This is a genomic window from Streptomyces sp. NPDC001709 (assembly GCF_053596375.1).
Window position 1 is genome coordinate 158,697 of sequence record NZ_JBSFGB010000017.1, and the last position, 18,334, is coordinate 177,030.

General features: G+C 71.0%; 14 protein-coding genes. 8 read left to right on the forward strand and 6 right to left on the reverse strand.

What is annotated here, in order from left to right; all coding sequences use genetic code 11:
- Nucleotides 1–31 precede the first annotated feature (31 nt).
- Complete coding sequence (locus tag ACWC0C_RS25030) at nucleotides 32–988, reverse strand: heme o synthase (protein WP_449198522.1); 957 nt, start codon at nucleotides 986–988, stop codon at nucleotides 32–34.
- 378 nt (nucleotides 989–1,366) lie between these two features.
- Here ACWC0C_RS25030 and tkt point away from each other — a divergent pair, with 378 nt between their 5' ends.
- From tkt to pgl, 5 genes are read left to right on the forward strand one after another with little or no spacing between them, the layout of a single operon-like run.
- The gene (tkt, locus tag ACWC0C_RS25035; RefSeq protein WP_449198515.1) at nucleotides 1,367–3,454 is read left to right on the forward strand and encodes a transketolase; all 2,088 of its coding nucleotides are present in this window, start codon (nucleotides 1,367–1,369) and stop codon (nucleotides 3,452–3,454) included.
- A gap of 33 nt (nucleotides 3,455–3,487) precedes the next feature.
- Nucleotides 3,488–4,606 carry a transaldolase gene (tal, locus tag ACWC0C_RS25040; protein ID WP_449198516.1) on the forward strand — a complete coding sequence of 373 codons (1,119 nt, stop codon included), beginning with the start codon at nucleotides 3,488–3,490 and terminating at the stop codon, nucleotides 4,604–4,606.
- A gap of 1 nt (nucleotide 4,607) precedes the next feature.
- Entirely contained in the window at nucleotides 4,608–6,146 is a 1,539-nt protein-coding gene (gene zwf, locus ACWC0C_RS25045) for a glucose-6-phosphate dehydrogenase (protein ID WP_449198517.1), read from the forward strand.
- Nucleotides 6,143–7,201, forward strand: a complete 1,059-nt coding sequence (opcA, locus tag ACWC0C_RS25050) for a glucose-6-phosphate dehydrogenase assembly protein OpcA (RefSeq protein WP_450865996.1) — start codon at nucleotides 6,143–6,145, stop codon at nucleotides 7,199–7,201. Before zwf ends, opcA begins: the two co-directional genes overlap by 4 nt.
- Nucleotides 7,198–7,980 carry a 6-phosphogluconolactonase gene (pgl, locus tag ACWC0C_RS25055; protein ID WP_450865997.1) on the forward strand — a complete coding sequence of 261 codons (783 nt, stop codon included), beginning with the start codon at nucleotides 7,198–7,200 and terminating at the stop codon, nucleotides 7,978–7,980. The genes opcA and pgl overlap by 4 nt, the downstream gene beginning before the upstream one ends.
- A gap of 48 nt (nucleotides 7,981–8,028) precedes the next feature.
- On the opposite strand, the gene ACWC0C_RS25060 is transcribed toward pgl, so the two are convergent.
- The 5 genes from ACWC0C_RS25060 to ACWC0C_RS25080 all read right to left on the reverse strand — a co-directional run bounded on the left by ACWC0C_RS25060 (nucleotide 8,029) and on the right by ACWC0C_RS25080 (nucleotide 14,649).
- Nucleotides 8,029–8,868, reverse strand: coding sequence for a carbohydrate ABC transporter permease (locus tag ACWC0C_RS25060; protein WP_449202171.1), 840 nt, complete (start codon nucleotides 8,866–8,868; stop codon nucleotides 8,029–8,031).
- 10 nt (nucleotides 8,869–8,878) lie between these two features.
- On the reverse strand, nucleotides 8,879–10,234 hold the full coding sequence (locus tag ACWC0C_RS25065; RefSeq protein ID WP_450866000.1) for an ABC transporter permease subunit: 1,356 nt from the start codon (nucleotides 10,232–10,234) through the stop codon (nucleotides 8,879–8,881).
- An 11-nt stretch (nucleotides 10,235–10,245) separates the two neighbouring features.
- The gene (locus tag ACWC0C_RS25070; protein WP_449202173.1) at nucleotides 10,246–11,571 is read right to left on the reverse strand and encodes an ABC transporter substrate-binding protein; all 1,326 of its coding nucleotides are present in this window, start codon (nucleotides 11,569–11,571) and stop codon (nucleotides 10,246–10,248) included.
- A gap of 38 nt (nucleotides 11,572–11,609) precedes the next feature.
- Nucleotides 11,610–13,217, reverse strand: a complete 1,608-nt coding sequence (locus ACWC0C_RS25075; protein WP_450866002.1) for a glycoside hydrolase family 13 protein — start codon at nucleotides 13,215–13,217, stop codon at nucleotides 11,610–11,612.
- A gap of 157 nt (nucleotides 13,218–13,374) precedes the next feature.
- Nucleotides 13,375–14,649, reverse strand: coding sequence for an ABC transporter substrate-binding protein (locus ACWC0C_RS25080; protein ID WP_450866004.1), 1,275 nt, complete (start codon nucleotides 14,647–14,649; stop codon nucleotides 13,375–13,377).
- Between the two features lie 127 nt (nucleotides 14,650–14,776).
- Here ACWC0C_RS25080 and ACWC0C_RS25085 point away from each other — a divergent pair, with 127 nt between their 5' ends.
- The 3 genes from ACWC0C_RS25085 to ACWC0C_RS25095 are packed head-to-tail and all read left to right on the forward strand — an operon-like array spanning nucleotide 14,777 to nucleotide 18,332.
- The gene (locus ACWC0C_RS25085; protein WP_450866006.1) at nucleotides 14,777–15,283 is read left to right on the forward strand and encodes a PadR family transcriptional regulator; all 507 of its coding nucleotides are present in this window, start codon (nucleotides 14,777–14,779) and stop codon (nucleotides 15,281–15,283) included.
- Complete coding sequence (locus tag ACWC0C_RS25090; protein ID WP_450866008.1) at nucleotides 15,280–16,029, forward strand: ABC transporter ATP-binding protein; 750 nt, start codon at nucleotides 15,280–15,282, stop codon at nucleotides 16,027–16,029. Before ACWC0C_RS25085 ends, ACWC0C_RS25090 begins: the two co-directional genes overlap by 4 nt.
- Nucleotides 16,030–16,049: 20 nt before the next feature.
- A complete protein-coding gene (locus ACWC0C_RS25095; RefSeq protein WP_449202179.1) occupies nucleotides 16,050–18,332 on the forward strand; it encodes an FtsX-like permease family protein in 2,283 nt (760 codons plus the stop codon).
- Nucleotides 18,333–18,334 lie beyond the last annotated feature (2 nt).

Here is an 18,334-nt window from a genome sequence, read left to right on the forward strand (position 1 = left end):
GCAGCCCGCTGTGACGTACGCCCGGCGGGTGTCAGCGCAGGAACGGGTCCACCGCGACCGCGACGAACAGGATCGACACATAGGTGATCGACCAGTGGAAGAGACGCATCTCCTTCAGCTTGGCACCGGTCACCTCGGCCTTCGCCCGGTTCTGCAGCCCGTGCGCCTCCCAGAGCCAGTAACCGCCGACCGCCAGGGCGACCGCCGTGTAGAACCAGCCGGTGTAGCCGAGCGGGGTGGGGAGCAGCGAGACCAGGACCATCACCCAGCTGTAGATGACGATCTGCCGGGCGACGACCTTGTTGGAGGCGATGACCGGCAGCATCGGCACGCCCACGCGCGCGTAGTCCTCCTTGACCTTCATGGACAGCGGCCAGTAGTGCGCCGGCGTCCAGAAGAACATGACGAGGAAGAGGATGACCGGCGCCCAGGACATCGAGTTCGTGACCGAGGACCAGCCGATGAGGACCGGGAGGCAGCCGGCGATGCCGCCCCACACGATGTTCTGCGACGTGCGCCGCTTGAGGATCATCGTGTAGACGACGACATAGAAGAGGAGTGCTCCGAGGGAGAGCCAGGCGCTCAGCCAGTTGACGGTGAACCCGAAGAGCAGCGTCGAGACGACGGCCAGGGTGATGCCGAAGACCAGGCACTCGGGCGGGCTGACCATGCCGGTCACCAGTGGCCGCTGCGAGGTGCGGTCCATCAGGGCGTCGATGTCCCGGTCGATGTACATGTTGAGCGCGTTGGCGCCGCCCGCCGAGAGGTAACCGCCGACGCAGGTCAGCAGGACCAGCTTCAGGTCCGGCACGCCCTGCTGCGCCAGGAACATCACCGGAACGGTGGTGATGAGCAGCAGCTCGATGATCCGCGGCTTGGTCAGAGCCACGAACGCCTTGACACGGGCCCCGAACGGCCGGTGAACCGGGCCTTGGCTCGCACCACCCAGCACGCCCGCTGGACGTGATTCGACGGCCGTCACGCACACCCCTGACAGAGACATTCCCAGCAAGCCTCCCCGTGTGAAGTCCCGGTAAAGGCTCGCGCGTACCACGCCACTTTAGACGTTGCCCATACCCCGGCCTTCGCGGGGGTGGGGTTGTGTTGGCGCACGCCCCATAAGAGGGGTCCTACCTCTCGATTGAGCGCTCAGATGACCAGCTCCGTATTCATGTGCCAAATGGCGTGTCGGCCAGTCGGGAGGCGGATCGCACAGAGTCCCGGCAGTCTGGAATGAGTCGAAAAAACGCACGTGCTTACGGGGGTAGGCTCGGCAGCGGCCGGCGGGCAGAAGCACGCCGGCGGCCGGGTGGGCGCATGCCCCGAAGACCGGCGACCGACATGTGGAGAGGAGCCCTGACCCAGGGTGAGCACCAAGCCGACCACCACAGATCTTGAGTGGACCGACCTGGACCAGCGGGCCGTGGACACCGCCCGTGTCCTGGCCGCCGACGCCGTACAGAAGGTCGGCAACGGCCATCCCGGTACGGCGATGAGCCTGGCTCCGGCCGCCTACACCCTCTTCCAGAAGGTGATGCGGCACGACCCGGCCGACCCCGAGTGGGTGGGGCGCGACCGCTTCGTGCTGTCCGCCGGCCACTCGTCCCTGACCCTCTACACGCAGCTCTACCTGGCCGGCTTCGGCCTGGAGCTGGAGGACCTGGAGTCCTTCCGCACCTGGGGTTCGAAGACCCCGGGCCACCCGGAGTACGGGCACACCAAGGGCGTCGAGACCACCACCGGCCCGCTCGGCCAGGGCGTCGCCAACGCGGTGGGCATGGCGATGGCCGCCCGCTACGAGCGCGGTCTGTTCGACCCGGCCGCCCCGCAGGGCGAGTCCCCCTTCGACCACTTCGTCTACTGCATCGCCGGTGACGGCTGCCTGCAGGAGGGCATCTCCGCGGAGGCCTCCTCGCTGGCCGGCCACCAGAAGCTCGGCAACCTGATCCTGCTGTGGGACGACAACCACATCTCGATCGAGGGCGACACCGAGACGGCCGTCTCCGAGGACACCGTCAAGCGGTACGAGGCCTACGGCTGGCACGTGCAGCGCGTGGAGGCCCAGGACAACGGCGACCTGGACCCGGCCGCCATCTACGACGCCGTCCAGAAGGCCAAGGCGGTCACGGACAAGCCGTCCTTCATCGCGATGCGCTCGATCATCGCCTGGCCGGCCCCGAACGCCCAGAACACCGAGGCCGCGCACGGCTCGGCGCTGGGCGACGAGGAGGTCGCGGCCACCAAGCGCGTCCTGGGCTTCGACCCGGAGAAGAGCTTCGCGGTCGAGGACGAGGTGATCACCCACACCCGCAAGGCCCTGGAGCGCGGCGCGCAGGCGAAGGCCGAGTGGGAGAAGTCCCTGCAGCTGTGGCGGGACGACAACCCCGAGCGGGCCGCCGAGTTCGACCGGATCAGCCGGGGCGAGCTGCCCACCGGCTGGGAGGAGAAGATCCCGGTCTTCGAGCCGGGCAAGGGTGTCGCGACGCGTGCCGCCTCCGGCAAGGTGCTGCAGGCGCTCGGCGCGGTGATCCCCGAGCTGTGGGGCGGCTCCGCCGACCTCGCCGGGTCGAACAACACGACCATCGACAAGGAAAGCTCGTTCCTGCCCGAGGGCAACCCGCTGCCCGAGGCCAAGCCGTACGGCCGCACGATCCACTTCGGCATCCGCGAGCACTCGATGGGCGCCGAGATGAACGGCATCGCGCTGCACGGCAACACCCGTGTCTACGGCGGTACGTTCCTCGTCTTCTCCGACTACATGCGCAACGCGGTGCGCCTGTCGGCCCTCATGCACCTGCCGGTGACCTACGTGTGGACGCACGACTCCATCGGTCTCGGCGAGGACGGCCCGACGCACCAGCCGGTCGAGCACCTGGCCTCGCTGCGCGCGATCCCCGGTCTGAACATCGTCCGCCCGGCCGACGCCAACGAGACCGCGGTCGCCTGGCGCGAGATCCTGGGGCGCTACACCAAGGAGTTCGGCAAGGGCCAGCCGCACGGCCTCGCGCTCACCCGCCAGGGCGTGCCGACGTACGAGCCCAACGAGGACGCCGCGCGCGGTGGTTATGTCCTGTTCGAGGCCGAAGGCGGCGATGCGCAGGTCATCCTGATCGCCACCGGTTCCGAGGTGCACGTGGCCGTCGAGGCGCGTGAGCAGCTCCAGGCCGAGGGCGTCCCCACGCGCGTGGTGTCGATGCCGTGCGTCGAGTGGTTCGAGGAGCAGGACCAGGGGTACCGGGACTCCGTGCTCCCGCCGTCCGTCAAGGCCCGTGTGGCCGTGGAGGCGGGCATCGGGCTGACCTGGTACCGCTATGTCGGGGACGCCGGCCGCATCGTTTCCCTGGAGCACTTCGGTGCTTCCGCCGACGGCAAGGTGCTCTTCCGCGAGTTCGGCTTCACTGCCGAGAATGTGGCCGCCAAGGCCCGGGAATCCCTCGCCGCCGCCCAGCGCTGACGCTCATATACGACACGTAGGAGATGTAATTCCATGACAGACGCACTCAAGCGCCTCTCCGAAGAAGGCGTCGCGATCTGGCTGGACGACCTGTCGCGCAAGCGGATCACGTCCGGCAACCTCGCCGAGCTGATCGACCAGCAGCACGTCGTGGGCGTCACCACCAACCCGACGATCTTCCAGAAGGCGATCAGCGGCGGCGACGGCTACGAGCAGCAGGTCACGGACCTCGCCGCCCGCAAGGTCACCGTCGAAGAGGCCATCCGCATGATCACCACGGCGGACGTCCGCGACGCCGCCGACATCCTGCGCCCGGTCTTCGACGCCACCGGCGGCCAGGACGGCCGGGTCTCCATCGAGGTCGACCCGCGCCTCGCGCACAACACGGCGGCCACCGTCGCCGAGGCCAAGCAGCTGGCCTGGCTGGTCGACCGGCCCAACACCCTGATCAAGATCCCGGCCACCAAGGCGGGCCTGCCGGCGATCACCGAGGTCATCGGCCTCGGCATCAGCGTCAACGTCACTCTGATCTTCTCCCTGGAGCGCTACCGCGAGGTCATGGCCGCCTACCTGGCCGGCCTGGAGAAGGCCAAGGAGCGCGGCCTGGACCTGTCGCTGATCCGCTCCGTGGCGTCCTTCTTCGTGTCCCGCGTGGACACCGAGATCGACAAGCGCCTGGACGGCATCGGCACCGACGAGGCCAAGGCGCTGCGCGGCAAGGCCGCCGTCGCCAACGCGCGCCTCGCCTACGAGGCGTACGAGGAGGTCTTCTCCTCCGACCGCTGGAACGCGCTGGAGAACGCCGGCGCCAACAAGCAGCGTCCGCTGTGGGCGTCGACCGGTGTGAAGGACCCGGCGTACCCGGACACGCTGTACGTGACCGAGCTGGTCGCGCCGAACACGGTCAACACCATGCCGGAGGCCACGCTGGAGGCCACCGAGGACCACGGCGAGATCAGCGGCGACACCATCGCCGGCACCTACGGGCAGGCGCGTGCCGACCTCGACGCGCTGGAGAAGCTTGGCATCTCGTACGACGACGTGGTGCAGGTGCTGGAGGACGAGGGCGTCGAGAAGTTCGAGGCGTCCTGGAACGACCTGCTGAAGTCCACCCAGGCGGAGCTCGAGCGCCTCGCCCCTTCGGAGGGCTGACTTGACCCCCCTCTCCGGTTCCGGAGCGAACCCGCTTCGTGACCCGGCCGACCGACGGCTCCCGCGTATCGCGGGGCCGTCGGGCCTGGTCATCTTCGGTGTCACGGGCGACCTGTCCCGCAAGAAGCTGATGCCCGCGGTGTACGACCTCGCCAACCGGGGTCTGCTGCCGCCGGGCTTCTCGCTGGTCGGCTTCGCCCGCCGCGAGTGGGCGAACGAGGACTTCGCGCAGGAGGTCCACGACGCCGTCAAGGCGCATGCCCGTACGCCGTTCCGGGAGGAGGTCTGGCAGCAGCTCATCCAGGGGATGCGCTTCGTCCAGGGCACCTTCGACGACGACGACGCCTTCGAGCGGCTGCGCTCCACCATCGAGGAGCTGGACAAGGCGCAGGGCACCGGCGGCAACTTCGCCTTCTATCTGTCGGTGCCGCCGCGCTCCTTCCCGGTGGTCATCCAGCAGCTGAAGAAGCATGGTCTCGCCGACCAGTCGGGCGGTTCCTGGCGGCGCGCGGTCATCGAGAAGCCGTTCGGGCACGACCTGAAGTCGGCCGAGGAACTGAACAAGGTCGTGCACGAGGTGTTCACCCCGGACCAGGTGTTCCGGATCGACCACTACCTCGGCAAGGAGACCGTCCAGAACATCCTGGCGCTGCGTTTCGCCAACACGATGTTCGAGCCGATCTGGAACCGGTCCTTCGTGGACCATGTGCAGATCACCATGGCCGAGGACATCGGCATCGGCGGCCGGGCCGGCTACTACGACGGCATCGGCGCCGCCCGTGACGTCATCCAGAACCACCTGCTCCAGCTCATGGCCCTCACGGCCATGGAGGAGCCCGCCTCCTTCGACGCGGACGCGCTGGCCGCGGAGAAGGAGAAGGTGCTCGGCGCCGTCCGGCTGCCGAAGGACCTGGGCGCCTCGACCGTGCGCGGCCAGTACGCGGGGGGCTGGCAGGGCGGCGAGAAGGTCATCGGCTACCTCGAAGAGGACGGCATCGACGCCAAGTCGAAGACCGACACCTACGCGGCGATCAAGCTGGAGATCGACAACCGCCGCTGGGCGGGTGTCCCCTTCTACCTGCGCACCGGCAAGCGGCTCGGCCGCCGGGTGACGGAGATCGCCGTCGTCTTCCAGCGGGCGCCGCACTCCCCCTTCGACACCACGGCGACGGAGGAGCTGGGCCAGAACGCGATCGTCATCCGCGTCCAGCCGGACGAGGGCGTGACCGTGCGGTTCGGCTCGAAGGTGCCGGGCACCTCGATGGAGATCCGGGACGTCTCCATGGACTTCGCCTACGGCGAGTCGTTCACGGAATCCAGCCCGGAGGCGTACGAGCGGCTCATCCTGGACGTGCTGCTCGGCGACGCCAACCTCTTCCCGCGCACGGCGGAGGTCGAGCTGTCCTGGAAGATCCTCGACCCGATCGAGGAGTACTGGGACGGGCACGGCAGGCCCGCGCAGTACCCGTCGGGCACCTGGGGCCCCGCCGAGGCGGACGAGATGCTCGCACGAGACGGACGGAGCTGGCGCCGGCCATGAAGATAGACCTGACCGACACCACCGCCGGAGAGATCAACAAGGCGCTCGTGCAGGGCCGCCGGGCGATCGGCACGCCCGCCGTCGGCATGGTCCTCACCCTCGTCATCGTGACCGACGAGGAGAACGCCTACGACGCGCTCAGGGCCGCCAACGAGGCATCGCGCGAGCACCCTTCGCGCACGCTGGTGGTCATCAAGCGGGTCTCCCGCACCCCACGCGACCGTACGACGTCCCGGCTGGACGCCGAGGTACGGGTGGGCGCGGACGCGGGCACCGGCGAGACGGTGGTGCTGCGGCTGTACGGCGAGGTCGCCGACCACGCCGACTCGGTCGTGCTGCCGTTGCTGCTGCCGGACGCCCCGGTGGTCGTGTGGTGGCCGGTGAACGCCCCGCTGGAGCCGGCGAAGGACCCGCTGGGCGCGCTCGCCCAGCGCCGGGTCACCGACACCTACGCCGCCGAGCAGCCGGTGCGGGAGCTGTCGGCCCGCGCCGAGGCCTACACGCCGGGCGACACCGACCTGTCCTGGACCCGGATCACGCCGTGGCGTTCGATGCTCGCGGCGGCCCTGGACCAGGTCACCTGTGAGGTGAAGGGCGTCGAGGTGGAGGGCGAGGAGTTCAACCCGAGCTGTGAGCTGCTGGCGATGTGGCTCGCGGACCGGCTGGACGTCCCCGTCAAGCGCTCGCTGTCGTCCGGTCCCGGTCTCACGGCCGTCCGCATGGACACCGACTGCGGCCCGATCGTGCTGGACCGCGCGGACGGTTCGCTGGCCACGCTGTCCATCGAGGGCCAGCCGGCCCGCGCGGTGGCGCTGAAGCGGCGGGAGACCGCCGAGCTGATCGCGGAGGAGCTGCGCCGGCTCGACCCGGACGACACCTACGCGTCGGCGCTGCGCTACGGCGTGGAGCGGCTGCACACGGTCCCGGAGCAGGAGCCCGCCGTCGAGGCGGCTGCCGAGCCGGAACCGGTGGAGGAAGCGGCCAAGGCGCCGGCCAGGAAGGCGGCGGCGAAGACCGCGAAGAAGGCACCGGCGAGGAAGGCGGCGGCGAAGTGAGCACTCCGCAGCTGGTCGTCCACCGCGACAAGGAGCTGATGGCGCAGGCCGCCGCGGCCCGCCTGATCACGAAGATCGTGGATGCGCAGGCCTCCCGGGGCCACGCCTCCGTGGTCCTCACCGGTGGCCGCAACGGAAACGGCCTGCTGGCCGCGCTGGCGGCGGCACCGGCCCGGGACGCCATCGACTGGGGGCGCCTGGACCTGTGGTGGGGCGACGAGCGTTACCTCCCCGAGGGCGACCCCGAGCGCAATGTCACGCAGGCCCGCGAGGCCCTGCTCGACTCCGTGCCGCTGGACCCGGACCGCGTGCACGCCATGCCCGCCTCCGACGACCCGTACGGTGCGGACGTCGAGGCGGCCGCGGAGGCGTACGCGACGGAGCTGGCGAAGGCGGCGGGGCCGGAGAACCACGGCTCGGTCCCGACCTTCGACGTGCTGATGCTGGGCGTGGGCCCGGACACCCATGTGGCCTCGCTCTTCCCGGAGCTGCCGGCCGTTCGGGAGACCGAGCGCACGGTGGTGGGCGTCCACGGCGCCCCCAAGCCGCCGCCGACCCGGATCTCCCTCACCCTCCCGGCGATCCGGTCGGCCCGCGAGGTATGGCTCCTCGCGGCCGGCGAGGACAAGGCGGAGGCCACGGCCATCGCCCTGTCGGGCGCCGGTGAGATCCAGGCACCGGCGGCGGGGGCGTACGGCCGCAGCCGGACCCTGTGGCTGCTGGACGCGGCCGCGGCTTCGCAGTTGCCCCGGTCGCTGTATCCGCCGGCTTCGCCGTGAAGGCCGGGCAGGCGTAGAAGCGGCGGGAACTCCGGTTCCCGCCGCTTCTCATTTCACCGAACCCGCCATGACCCCCTGCACGAAGTGCCGCTGGAACGCGAAGAACACCACCACCGGCACGATCAGCGACAGGAACGCGCCCGGTGCCAGGACGTCGATGTTGCTGCCGAACTGGCGGATCTGGGACTGGAGTTCAACCGTCAGCGGCTGCGAGGAGCTGTCGGCGAAGAGCAGGGCGACCAGCATGTCGTTCCAGACCCAGAGGAACTGGAAGATGGCGAGCGAGGCGATCGCGGGGCGCCCCACCGGCAGGACCAGGCGGGTGAAGATGCGCCACTCGCTGCCGCCGTCCATCCGCGCCGCCTCCAGCATCTCCTTCGGCATCTCCGCGAAGTAGTTCCGCAGGAGGAACACGGCGAAGGGGAGGCCGTAGGCGACGTGGAAGAGGACGACTCCGGGGATCGTGCCGAACAGGCCCAGCGCGCCGAAGAGTTTGGCCACCGGGAGCAGGCCGATCTGGACCGGCACCACCAGCAGGGCCACCACCAGCAGGAAGATCGGCTCCCGGAAGGGGAAGTCCAGCCAGGCGAAGGCGTATCCGGCGAGGGCGGCGATGACCACGACGAGCGTCGTCGCCGGTACCGAGATCAGGACCGTGTTCCAGAAGGCCTGGGTCATGCCGGAGTTCTTCAGCAGGGCCGAGTAGTTGTCGAAGGACAGTTGGCCGGGACCGGACAACGCCGTCCACCAGCCGCCCTTCGCCGTGTCCTGGGCCGAGCGGAGGGAGGAGAGGAACAGGCCCGCGAGCGGGGTCAGCCAGATCAGGCCGATCACCACCAGGAAGGCCTGCACCAGGCCGTTGCCGAGGCCCCGCCTGATCGCGTTCATCGCTGACTCCTCATCGTTGACTGTTGCGGAAACGGCGGACGTTGAAGACCATCGCCGGGATGACCAGGAGCAGGAGCAGCACGCCGAGGGCGCTGCCGAGGCCCTGGTTGTTGCCGCCGCCGAAGGACACCAGCCACATCTGGGTCGCGAGGACGGTGGCGTCCTCCTGCACCGGTCCGGGCGCGATGATGTAGACGAGGTCGAAGACCTTCATCACGTTGATCACGAGGGTCACGAAGACGACCGTCAGGACGGGTGCCAGCAGCGGGACCGTGATCCGGCGGAAGATCTGCCACTCGTTCGCCCCGTCCATCCGGGCCGCCTCCAGCGCGTCCCGGGGCAGGGCCGACAGGCCCGCGCCGATCAGGACCATCGCGAAGCCCGTCCAGATCCACAGATACGCGCCGATGATCGCCGGGGTGACGAGCGTCGGCCCGAGCCAGGAGACGCCCTGGTAGGGCGGGGCGAAGTTCGATTCCGGGAGTCTCACCGTGTACGAGCCCGCGTGCAGCCCGGGGAAACGGAAGGATCCGTCGGCCGCGGTGGTCGTGTCCGCGACCGTCTTCCCGTCGCGCACCGCCTGGACCTTCATGCCGGGCAGGCCGCTCTCCTTCGGGTCGACCTTGCCCTGCCGGCCGCCTCCGCCGGGGGTGAAGTCCAGGTAGACGACACCGCGCAGTTCGCCGGGCGCGGCCTTGCGGGTGGCCGCCGGGTACGCGGGCGAGGCGTTCTTGGGCAGGTCCCCCGGCAGCACGCCGACCATCGGGAGCGTCACCGAGTGGCCGGTGGCGGCGGTCGTACGGTACGAGCCGTCCCGGTCCTGGGTCAGCAGCCCCTCGCGACCCCGGGCCGTCGGGTACGACGAGGTGCCCTTGAAGGCGTCGTGGACGGAGACCACGGCCGCGTTCAGCACGCCCTTGTTCGGGTCCTCGTCGTAGGCGAGCCGGAAGATGATGCCGGCGGCCAGGAAGGACACCGCCATCGGCATGAAGAGCAGGAGCTTGAACGCCGTGGCCCAGCGGATCTTCTCGACCAGGACGGCGAGGATCAGGCCCAGGCCGGTCAGCAGGGACGGGGCCACGACCACCCAGATCGCGGTGTTGCGGATGGCCTTGAGGGTGGCCGGGTCGCGGAACATCTCGGCGTAGTTGTCGCCGCCCACGAACCGGGTGCCGGAGGCGTCGAAGAAGCTGCGGCCGACGGAGAAGAGGACCGGGTAGACGACGAGCGCGCCGAGCAGGAGCAGCGCGGGGAGGACGAAGAGCAGGGCGATCAGCCGGGCGCGCCGCCGGCCGCGGCGCCCGCGCGCCGGGCCGGCGGCGGACCGCTGGGCCGCCTGCTGTTTCACGACAGTGGTGGCGGTCATGGTGTGGCCGCTCAGCCCTGGTAGGCCTTGGCCGCCGCGGACTCCAGCTTCGCCGCGGTGCCCTTGGGGTCGGACGGGTCGCGCAGGAAGTCCTGGAGCAGCTTCCACTCGCCGGCGCCCTTGGTGCCGCCGAAGGCCGCCGGCGCCTGGTCGGACATGTCGAAGCGGACCGAATCCCCGGCGTTCACCAGGGACTTGGCGGTGGCGCGGGTGACGTCGTCGCCGTACGAGGCGAGGTCGAGCTTCTTGTTCGGGGAGAGGAAGCCGCCCGCCTTGGCCCATACGGCCGCGGCCTCGGGGGTGGCCAGGTACTCCAGGAGCTTCATGCCGGCCTTGGCGTTCTTGGCGTCCTTGAGGACGACCGCCGCGTCACCGCCGCTGACCACCGGTGCCGTGCCGCCGTCGACCGCCGGGAAGGGGAAGAAGTTCGCGTCCTTGCCGATGGCCTTGCCGAACTGGTCGTGGGCGACGCCGGCCACGAAGTCGCCCTCGTAGACCATGCCGGCCTCGGGCTTGGGCCCGAACACCTTCTCCACCGAGCTGGGGAAGTCGGTGTTCAGGGCCTCCTTCTGGCCGCCGGCGATCAGCTGCTTGTCCTTGAACAGCTTGCCGAGGGTGGTGAGCGCCTTGACGACGCTCGGGTCGGTCCACTTCAGCTTGTGCGCGGCGAGGGCGTCGTACTTCTCGGGTCCGGCCTGGGAGAGGTAGACGTTCTCGAACCAGTCGGTGAGGGTCCAGCCGTCCTGGCCGGCCACGGCGAAGGCGGCGAGCCCGGAGTCGGAGACGGTGTGGCCCGCCTTCAGCAGCTCGTCGTACGTCTTCGGCGGCTTGACGCCGGCCTGGGTGAGCGCGCTGGGGCTGTACCAGACGGTGGACTTGTGGGCCGCCTTGAAGTACAGGCCGTAGAGGGTGCCGTCGACGCTGCCGTACTTCTTCCACACGGGCGCGTAGTCGGCGCCGATCGTCTGCTGGGCGGTCGGCGACAGCGGCTTGAGCCAGCCCTTCTTCGCGAACTGCTGGAGGACGCCGACCTGCGGGACCATCACCACGTCGGGCGCGTTGCCGCCCTCGATCTTGCTGCCGACGACCGTGGAGACGTTGTCGCCGGTGGAGACGAACTGGGTCTTGGCGCCGGTCTTCGCGGTGAAGGCGTCCAGCACCTTCTGGAAGTTCTTCTGTTCGCTGCCGGACCAGACACCGGCCACGGTGACCGTCTGGCCGCTGAGTGCCTTGTCGCCGCCGCCCGCGGAGACCGGGCCGCCGCCGCAGGCGGTCGCGCCGAGGGCCAGGGCGAGGGCGGTGCAGCTCGTGAGCAGGGTCGTACGTCGTCGCATCATCGCTGACGGGCCTTTCAGGGGAGGTGAACTGACGAGAATCAGAGGTCGAGCCACCAGGCCGCCGTGGAGCCGGGCAGGACGCCGGGCGTGACGGGGCCGCTGGACAACAGGGGGGTGCCGGAGACCGGGGCGGGGGTGGGGGCCGTGCCGAAGTTGACGGCGCAGACCAGTCCGTCGCCGCGGGTGAAGGCGAGGACGCCGGGCGGGGTGTCCAGCCACTGGAGCGTGCCCTCGCCCAACTGGGGCAGGGCGGCGCGCAGTTGGAGGCCGTCACGGTAGAGGTGCCAGAAGGAGCGGGTGTCGGCGAGGGCCCGGTCGGTGGCGTACTCGGCGAAGTACTCCGGCTGCGGCAGCCAGGGCTTGGCACTCTCCGCGCCCGAGGTGAAGCCGAACGGGGAGGCCTGCCCGGACCAGGGCAGCGGCACCCGGCAGCCGTCGCGGATCCGGGCGCGGCTGCCGGTGCGCCGGAATATCGGGTCGGTGAGCACGTCGTCGGGCAGGTCGACGACCTCGGGCAGGCCCAGCTCCTCGCCCTGGTAGATGTACGCGGCGCCGGGCAGTGCCAGCATCAGCAGCGCGGCGGCACGGGCGCGGGCGGGGCCGAGGCCGCTGCCCTCGGTGGCGGGCTCGCCGTAGCGGGTGACGGTGCGGACCTGGTCGTGGTTGTTGAGCACCCAGGTGACGGTCGAGCCGGTGCCGGCGATGTCCTGCATGGCCTCGGAGATGACCTTGCGGAAGGCGTCGGCGTCCCAGGAGGCGCCGAGCAGGTCGAAGAAGAAGGCCTGGTGGAGTTCGTCCGGGCGGACGTACAGGGCGTGTTCGCGGGCGGTGGGGACGGAGACCTCGCCGACGAGGAGGCGCTCGTGGCCGTCGCGTGCGGTGTACTCCTCGCACAGGGCGCGCCAGCGGCGCCACACCTCGTGCACCTCGGGCTGGTTCCAGGCGAGCGGGTTGACCGAGTCGCGGGTGCGGGCGTCGGCCTCCGGGTCGTCGGAGTCGGGCAGTTCGGGGTGCTTGTACAGCCCGGCCGCCACGTCGATGCGGAAGCCGTCGACGCCCCGGTCGAGCCAGAAGCGCAGCACGCGGTCGAACTCGGCGGCGACCTCGGGGTCGCGCCAGTTCCAGTCGGGCTGTTCGGGCGTGAACATGTGCAGGTACCACTGGCCGTCGGCGGCTCTGGTCCAGGCCGGGCCGCCGAACATGGCGTGCCAGTTGTTGGGGGGCTCGCTGCCGTCCGGGCCGCGGCCCTCGGCGAAGTGGAAGCGGGCGCGGGCCGGGCTGCCGGGGGCGCTGTCGAGCGCCTCGCGGAACCACGGGTGCTCGCTGGAGCAGTGGTTGGGGACGATGTCGAGCAGCACCTTGACGCCGAGCCGCCGGGCCGCCGCCATCAGCAGGTCGAACTCGGCGAGGTCGCCGAAGAGCGGGTCGACCCCGCAGTAGTCGGCCACGTCGTAGCCGTGGTCGTGCTGCGGCGACGGGTAGAACGGGCTCAGCCAGATGCCGTCGACACCGAGCTTCTTCAGATACGGCAGCCCGGCCCGGACGCCGGCCAGATCACCGACGCCGTCGCCGGTGCTGTCCAGGAAGCTGCGGACGTAGACCTGGTAGATCACCGCGTCACGCCACCAGTGGTACTTACTCAGCATGCATGCATGTTAGGTAGGCATGTCGCGAGGGTGTCAACGAAAAGAACGGAAGCTACTGGTGGATTGAGGGCGCGAATACGGACTTAACGGGGCATCGTGCGCCGAGATGAGATCCGCGCGTTACCTAACAAGTAACTATCGAGGGGTTCGCGACGGGCTAGCGACGGGCGATCGCGTCGAGCTCGCGCGCCAGCCGGCGCACGGCCTGCTCGGGCGTCTCCCGCCCGGTGAGCGCGTCCTGGACGACCGCCTGCACCACCAGGCTGACCTGGTCGTAGTGCGGACTCTTGGGGCGCGGCCGGGCGGTGAGCACGGCGGTGCGCAGGGTGGGGAGGTAGGGGAAGCGTCGCACCAGCACGGGGTCTTCGTAGAGCGCGGCGCGTACCGGTGGCAGCGCGCCCCGGGTGAGCACCTGGCGCTGGACGGGCGCGCTGGTGAGGTAGGCGATCAGCCGGGCGGCGGAATCGGGGTGCCGGGCATGGGAGTTGACCGCGAGATCGGAGCCGCCGAGCACGCTCGTGCCCGGTCCGTCGGGGCCGGGCAGCGGTACGGCGCCGATCTTCCCGGCGACCTTGGAGCCCTCGGCGGAGGCGACGGCGTAGGCGTAGGGCCAGTTCCGCAGGAAGAGCAGCCTGCCGTCCTGGAAGGCCTGTTTGGACTCCTCCTCCTTGTACGTCAGCGCCGCCTTCGGTATCCAGCCCTCGCGGACGCCCCGGGCGAGGAAGCCGATGCCCTCGCGGGCGGCGGAGGAGTCGACGGTGACCCGGGTGCCCTCGTCGCCGAGGATCGTGCCGCCCGCCGAGTACACGGCCTCGGCCGCGTTGACGGTGAGCCCTTCGTAGGGCAGGAACTGGCCCGCGTAACCGCCGAGTCCGTACTTCGGCGCGATGGCCCTCGCGTCGTGCTCCAGCTCGGCCCAGGTGCGCGGCGGGGGCACGCCCTCCTTGGCGAGGATGTCCTTGCGGTACAGGAGCAGTCCGGCATTCGTGACATACGGGACCGCGTACAGCCGTCCGTCGTAGGTGGCCGTGTCCACGACCGGCGGCAGGAAGCTCTTCAGCGGGAAGCGGTCGCGTGGCAGCGGGCGGATCCAGCCGGCCGCCGCGAACTCCGAGGTCCAGTTGACGTCGATGTTGAGGACGTCGAACCGGCCCCGGTCGCCGCCGCGCAGGTCGGTGGTCATCTGCGCATGCGTCTCGTCGGCCGAGTCCGGAAGCTCGACCAGGGTGACCTTCTCGCCGGGGTGGGTGCGGTTCCAGCCCTGGAGCAGCGGGCCGAGATAGCCGGTGAGGTCGCCGGCGGTGGCCAGGGTGAGCGGGCCGCGGCCGCCGCTTCGGGGGTCCTCGCCGGCGTGGGCGCCGGAGGCGACGTACCCGGTGAGGATCACGGCGAGAACGAGGAGGCCCCTACCGGCGGCGCGTATCCACCGCATAGGTTCCTCCTTGAACACGTACACACGGCTCCGGGCGTCCTCGCCGGGAGTCAGGGCCATGTATACCTGTTAGGTATGGGCGATACTAGGGCCTGGAGCACATTACGAGAACAGGAGGACAGCACGCGTGCGCCTGCCCCTCCTGGCACTCCTCGCCCGCGGCCCCGCCCACGGCTACGAGCTGAAGCAGGACCTTGAGCTCCTGCTGGGCTCCGCGTACCCTCAGCCGAACGTCGGCCAGATCTACGTCACCCTCGGCCGCCTCGAGAAGTCGGGACTGATCGAGGGCGAGGACGTCGAGCAGTCCAGCCGGCCCAACAAGAAGGTCTACCACCTCACCGACGCCGGGCGGGAGGCGCTGCACGCCTGGTTCGAGGAGACCGAGGACGAGCCTCGGGTGCGGGACGAGTTCTTCATGAAGCTCGCCCTCGCCCCGCAGACCGGTCTCACCGACCAGATCGCCCTCATCAACAGGCAGCGGCGCCAGTACCTGAACACCATGCGCACTCTGTCGAAACTGGCCGCGGCCGAGAACCGGGACAACCGCATCGCCCACCTGCTCATCGAGGGCGCGATGCTGCATCTGCAGGCCGATCTCGACTGGCTGGAGCGGTGCCAGGAGGAACTGGAATGAGCGAGGACGGTGTTCCGGTGCTGCGGGCCGAGGGGCTGGTGAAGACCCACCACGGCGAGGGCGCCCCCGCGCACGCCGTCCGCGGGGTCGACCTGAGCGTGGGCCGGGGCGAGTTCGTGGCGATCACCGGCCCGTCCGGTGCCGGCAAGTCGACCCTGCTGCATCTGCTCGGCGGGCTGCAGCGGCCCGACGAGGGCAGCATCTGGCTCGACGGCCGGTGCACGGACTCCTTCGGCGAGGCGCGCTGGGCGGTGGAGCGCCGCAAGGCCATCGGGATCGTGTTCCAGTTCTTCAACCTGGTGTCGAACCTGTCGGTCGCCGACAACGTCGAACTGCCCGCGCTGCTGGCCGGCGTCCCGCCGAAGAAGGCCCGCGCCGAGCGCGAGAAGCTGCTGGCCGAGCTGGGCCTCGACGGCAAGGAGCGCAGTATGCCCGGCGAGCTGTCCGGCGGCGAGCAGCAGCGGGTCGCGCTCGCCCGGGCCCTGGTCAACCATCCCCCGCTGCTGCTGGCCGACGAGCCCGCCGGGAGCCTGGACAGCAAGGGCACGCGTGAGGTGATGCGGCTGCTGTCCCGCTTCCACGGCCGCGGTCAGACGATCGTGCTGGTCACCCATGACGCCCGGCTCGCGAGCGCCGCCGACCGCGTGATCAGCTTCTTCGACGGCCGGATAGCCGACGATGCGCCACTGGACGGTCCACCGTCCCGCCGCGGCGGCATCTCGGGTGTGCTGGAACTCCGGGACTGACCGTGCCGGACCTGAGAGACGTGCGGGCGACCCTGCGCTGGGCGCACTCCGATCTGCGGACCCACCGGGGCGAGGCGCTGTTCCTCGTGCTGGCCACCGCCGGGATCGTCGTCTCGCTGCTGCTGGCCACCGCCCTGTTCGGGTATGCGACCAACCCCTGGCAGCGGGTCTTCACCCAGGCCCGCGGCGCGCATGTGTGGATCCACACCGTGCCGTCGGCCGACGCCCGGGGGCTCGCCCGGCTGGACGGTGTCGAGTCGGTGGCGGGCCCCTATCGCACCGAGTCCGCGACCGTCGCCGCGCGCGGCACCCGCGCCTCCGTGGAGCTGCGCGGCACACCGGAGCGGCCCTCCGTGGGCCGGCCGCTGCTCACCGCCGGCCACTGGCTGGACGTGGCCGAACCGGATGGTGTGGTGCTGGAGAGCAGCCTGGCCCGGGCCCTGCTGGCCGAGCCCGGGGACACCCTCACACTGCCCGGTACCGCCCGCACCCTGATCGTCGAGGGCATCGCGGACAGCGCCGAGCCGCACTACAGCCCGGGCGAGCAGCCCGGCCTGGTCTGGGCGCTGCCGTCCGCCGTGCGCGCCCCCGGCGGCCAGGTGATCGGGCTGCGCTTGGCGGACCCGGCCGACACGGACTACGCGGTGCAGCGTGCCGTCACGGTGCTGGGCGCGGGCGCGGTCGGCGAGGTCTCCACCTGGCAGCAGGCGCGCTCCGCGGCCCAGGGCGACAACCGGCTGCTGGGCCAGGTGCTCGGCCTGTTCGGTCTGGGCGCCCTGATCGCCGCGGGGTTCGCCGTGCACGGGGCGATCGCCACGCGCATCCGGGGGCATCTGCGGGACCTGTCGGTGCTGAAGGCGATCGGTTTCACGCCCGGCCAGGTCGTCCGGATCTTCCTGCTCCAGCACCTGGCGTACGCGCTGCTCGGCTCGGTGGCCGCCGCGGCGCTCATCGAGGCCCTGGGCAGCCGGATCCCCGGCCGGCTCGGCGACGCCGTGGGCGTGTGGCAGGGGCTGCCGGGGCACACCGTGGCGCTGTTCGTGGTGCCGGTGGGCGCGGTGCTGCTCATCGGTCTGACCACGGGTCTCGCGGCCTGGCGGGCCGGGCGGGTGCCGCCGGTTCCGGTGCCGCGCCCGGCCGCACCGGCGGGTGGACGGCTGACCGGCCTGGCCCGGCGGGCGCTCGGGCTGCGGCTGCCGGCCCCCCTGGTGCTCGGCTGCCACAAGGCGTTCGCGGGGCGCGGCCGGTCACTGGCCACCGTGGCCCGACTGACCCTGCCGCTGCTGCTGATCGTGGTGGCGCTCAGCGCCTGGACCACCCTCGACCGTTTCCACAGCAGCCCGGAGCGCATGGGCCTGCCGACAGCTCTCACGGTCCGCTCCGACGGTGCCCTGGACGCATCCGCCGTACGGGCGCTGCTCACCGGCGATCACCAGGTCGCCGCCGCCTATCCCGGAGTCGAGGTCGCCGCGCTGGTCCCCGGCCAGACCGGCACGATCGCGCTGCGCGGTGTGGGCACCCGCGCCGAGCCCTACCCCTACGCCCTCGCCGAGGGCCGGGCCGCACGCGGACCGGACGAGGCGGTGGCCGGCCAGGGCCTGCTGGACCTGCTGCACGCCCGGGTCGGCGACTGGGTGCGCATGACGGTGGGCGAGCGGCCGCAGATCCTGCACATCGTGGGCCGCAGCATCGAACCGCAGAACGCCGGCCGGGTCGTGACCACCTCCCTGGACACCCTGCGCGAGAACGACGCCGGGATCTCCCCCGCCTTCTACGAGCTGCGCCTGCGCCCCGGCGCCGATCCGCACCACGTGGCCGACGCCCTGTCCGCGGCCGGCCGCGGCCACCTCGATGTGCACACCGTGACGAACCCGGCCGACGGGCTGTCCCCGCTGCGCGGAGTCGTCGCCGGGCTGATCGCGGTGCTGGCCCTGATCGGTCTGGTCGAGCTGCTCACCGCCATCGGTGGCAGCGTCCGCGAGGGCGAGCGGGATGTGCTGGCGCTGAAGGCGATCGGCATGTCCCCGCGGCAGATCACCGCGATCACGGTCACGGCGACGAGCTGTACGACCCTGGCCGCGGCGATCGCCGCCACGGCGCTGGGCCTGCCACTGGCCCGCCGGCTGATCGACGCCGAGGGCGGCTCCAGCGGCATCGGCGCCGGTATCGCCCAGTCCCCGTCGCCCGCGCTGCTGCTCGTGCTGGGCGCGGCCGCCGTGCTCGGGGCGGCGGCGCTGGCCGCGCTGCCCGCGTCGCGGGCGGCACGCAGACGGCTCGCGGACACGCTGAGCGCGGTGGCCTGACG

What these genes read in the sequence shown, in the direction of transcription:
- tal (WP_449198516.1), top strand. Translation starts at nt 3,488, where the DNA reads ATGACAGACGCACTCAAGCGCCTCTCCGAAGAAGGCGTCGCGATCTGG.
- opcA (WP_450865996.1), top strand. Translation starts at nt 6,143, where the DNA reads ATGAAGATAGACCTGACCGACACCACCGCCGGAGAGATCAACAAGGCG.
- ACWC0C_RS25060 (WP_449202171.1), bottom strand. Translation starts at nt 8,868, where the DNA reads ATGAACGCGATCAGGCGGGGCCTCGGCAACGGCCTGGTGCAGGCCTTC.
- ACWC0C_RS25065 (WP_450866000.1), bottom strand. Translation starts at nt 10,234, where the DNA reads ATGACCGCCACCACTGTCGTGAAACAGCAGGCGGCCCAGCGGTCCGCC.
- ACWC0C_RS25070 (WP_449202173.1), bottom strand. Translation starts at nt 11,571, where the DNA reads ATGATGCGACGACGTACGACCCTGCTCACGAGCTGCACCGCCCTCGCC.
- ACWC0C_RS25075 (WP_450866002.1), bottom strand. Translation starts at nt 13,217, where the DNA reads ATGCTGAGTAAGTACCACTGGTGGCGTGACGCGGTGATCTACCAGGTC.
- ACWC0C_RS25080 (WP_450866004.1), bottom strand. Translation starts at nt 14,649, where the DNA reads ATGCGGTGGATACGCGCCGCCGGTAGGGGCCTCCTCGTTCTCGCCGTG.
- ACWC0C_RS25090 (WP_450866008.1), top strand. Translation starts at nt 15,280, where the DNA reads ATGAGCGAGGACGGTGTTCCGGTGCTGCGGGCCGAGGGGCTGGTGAAG.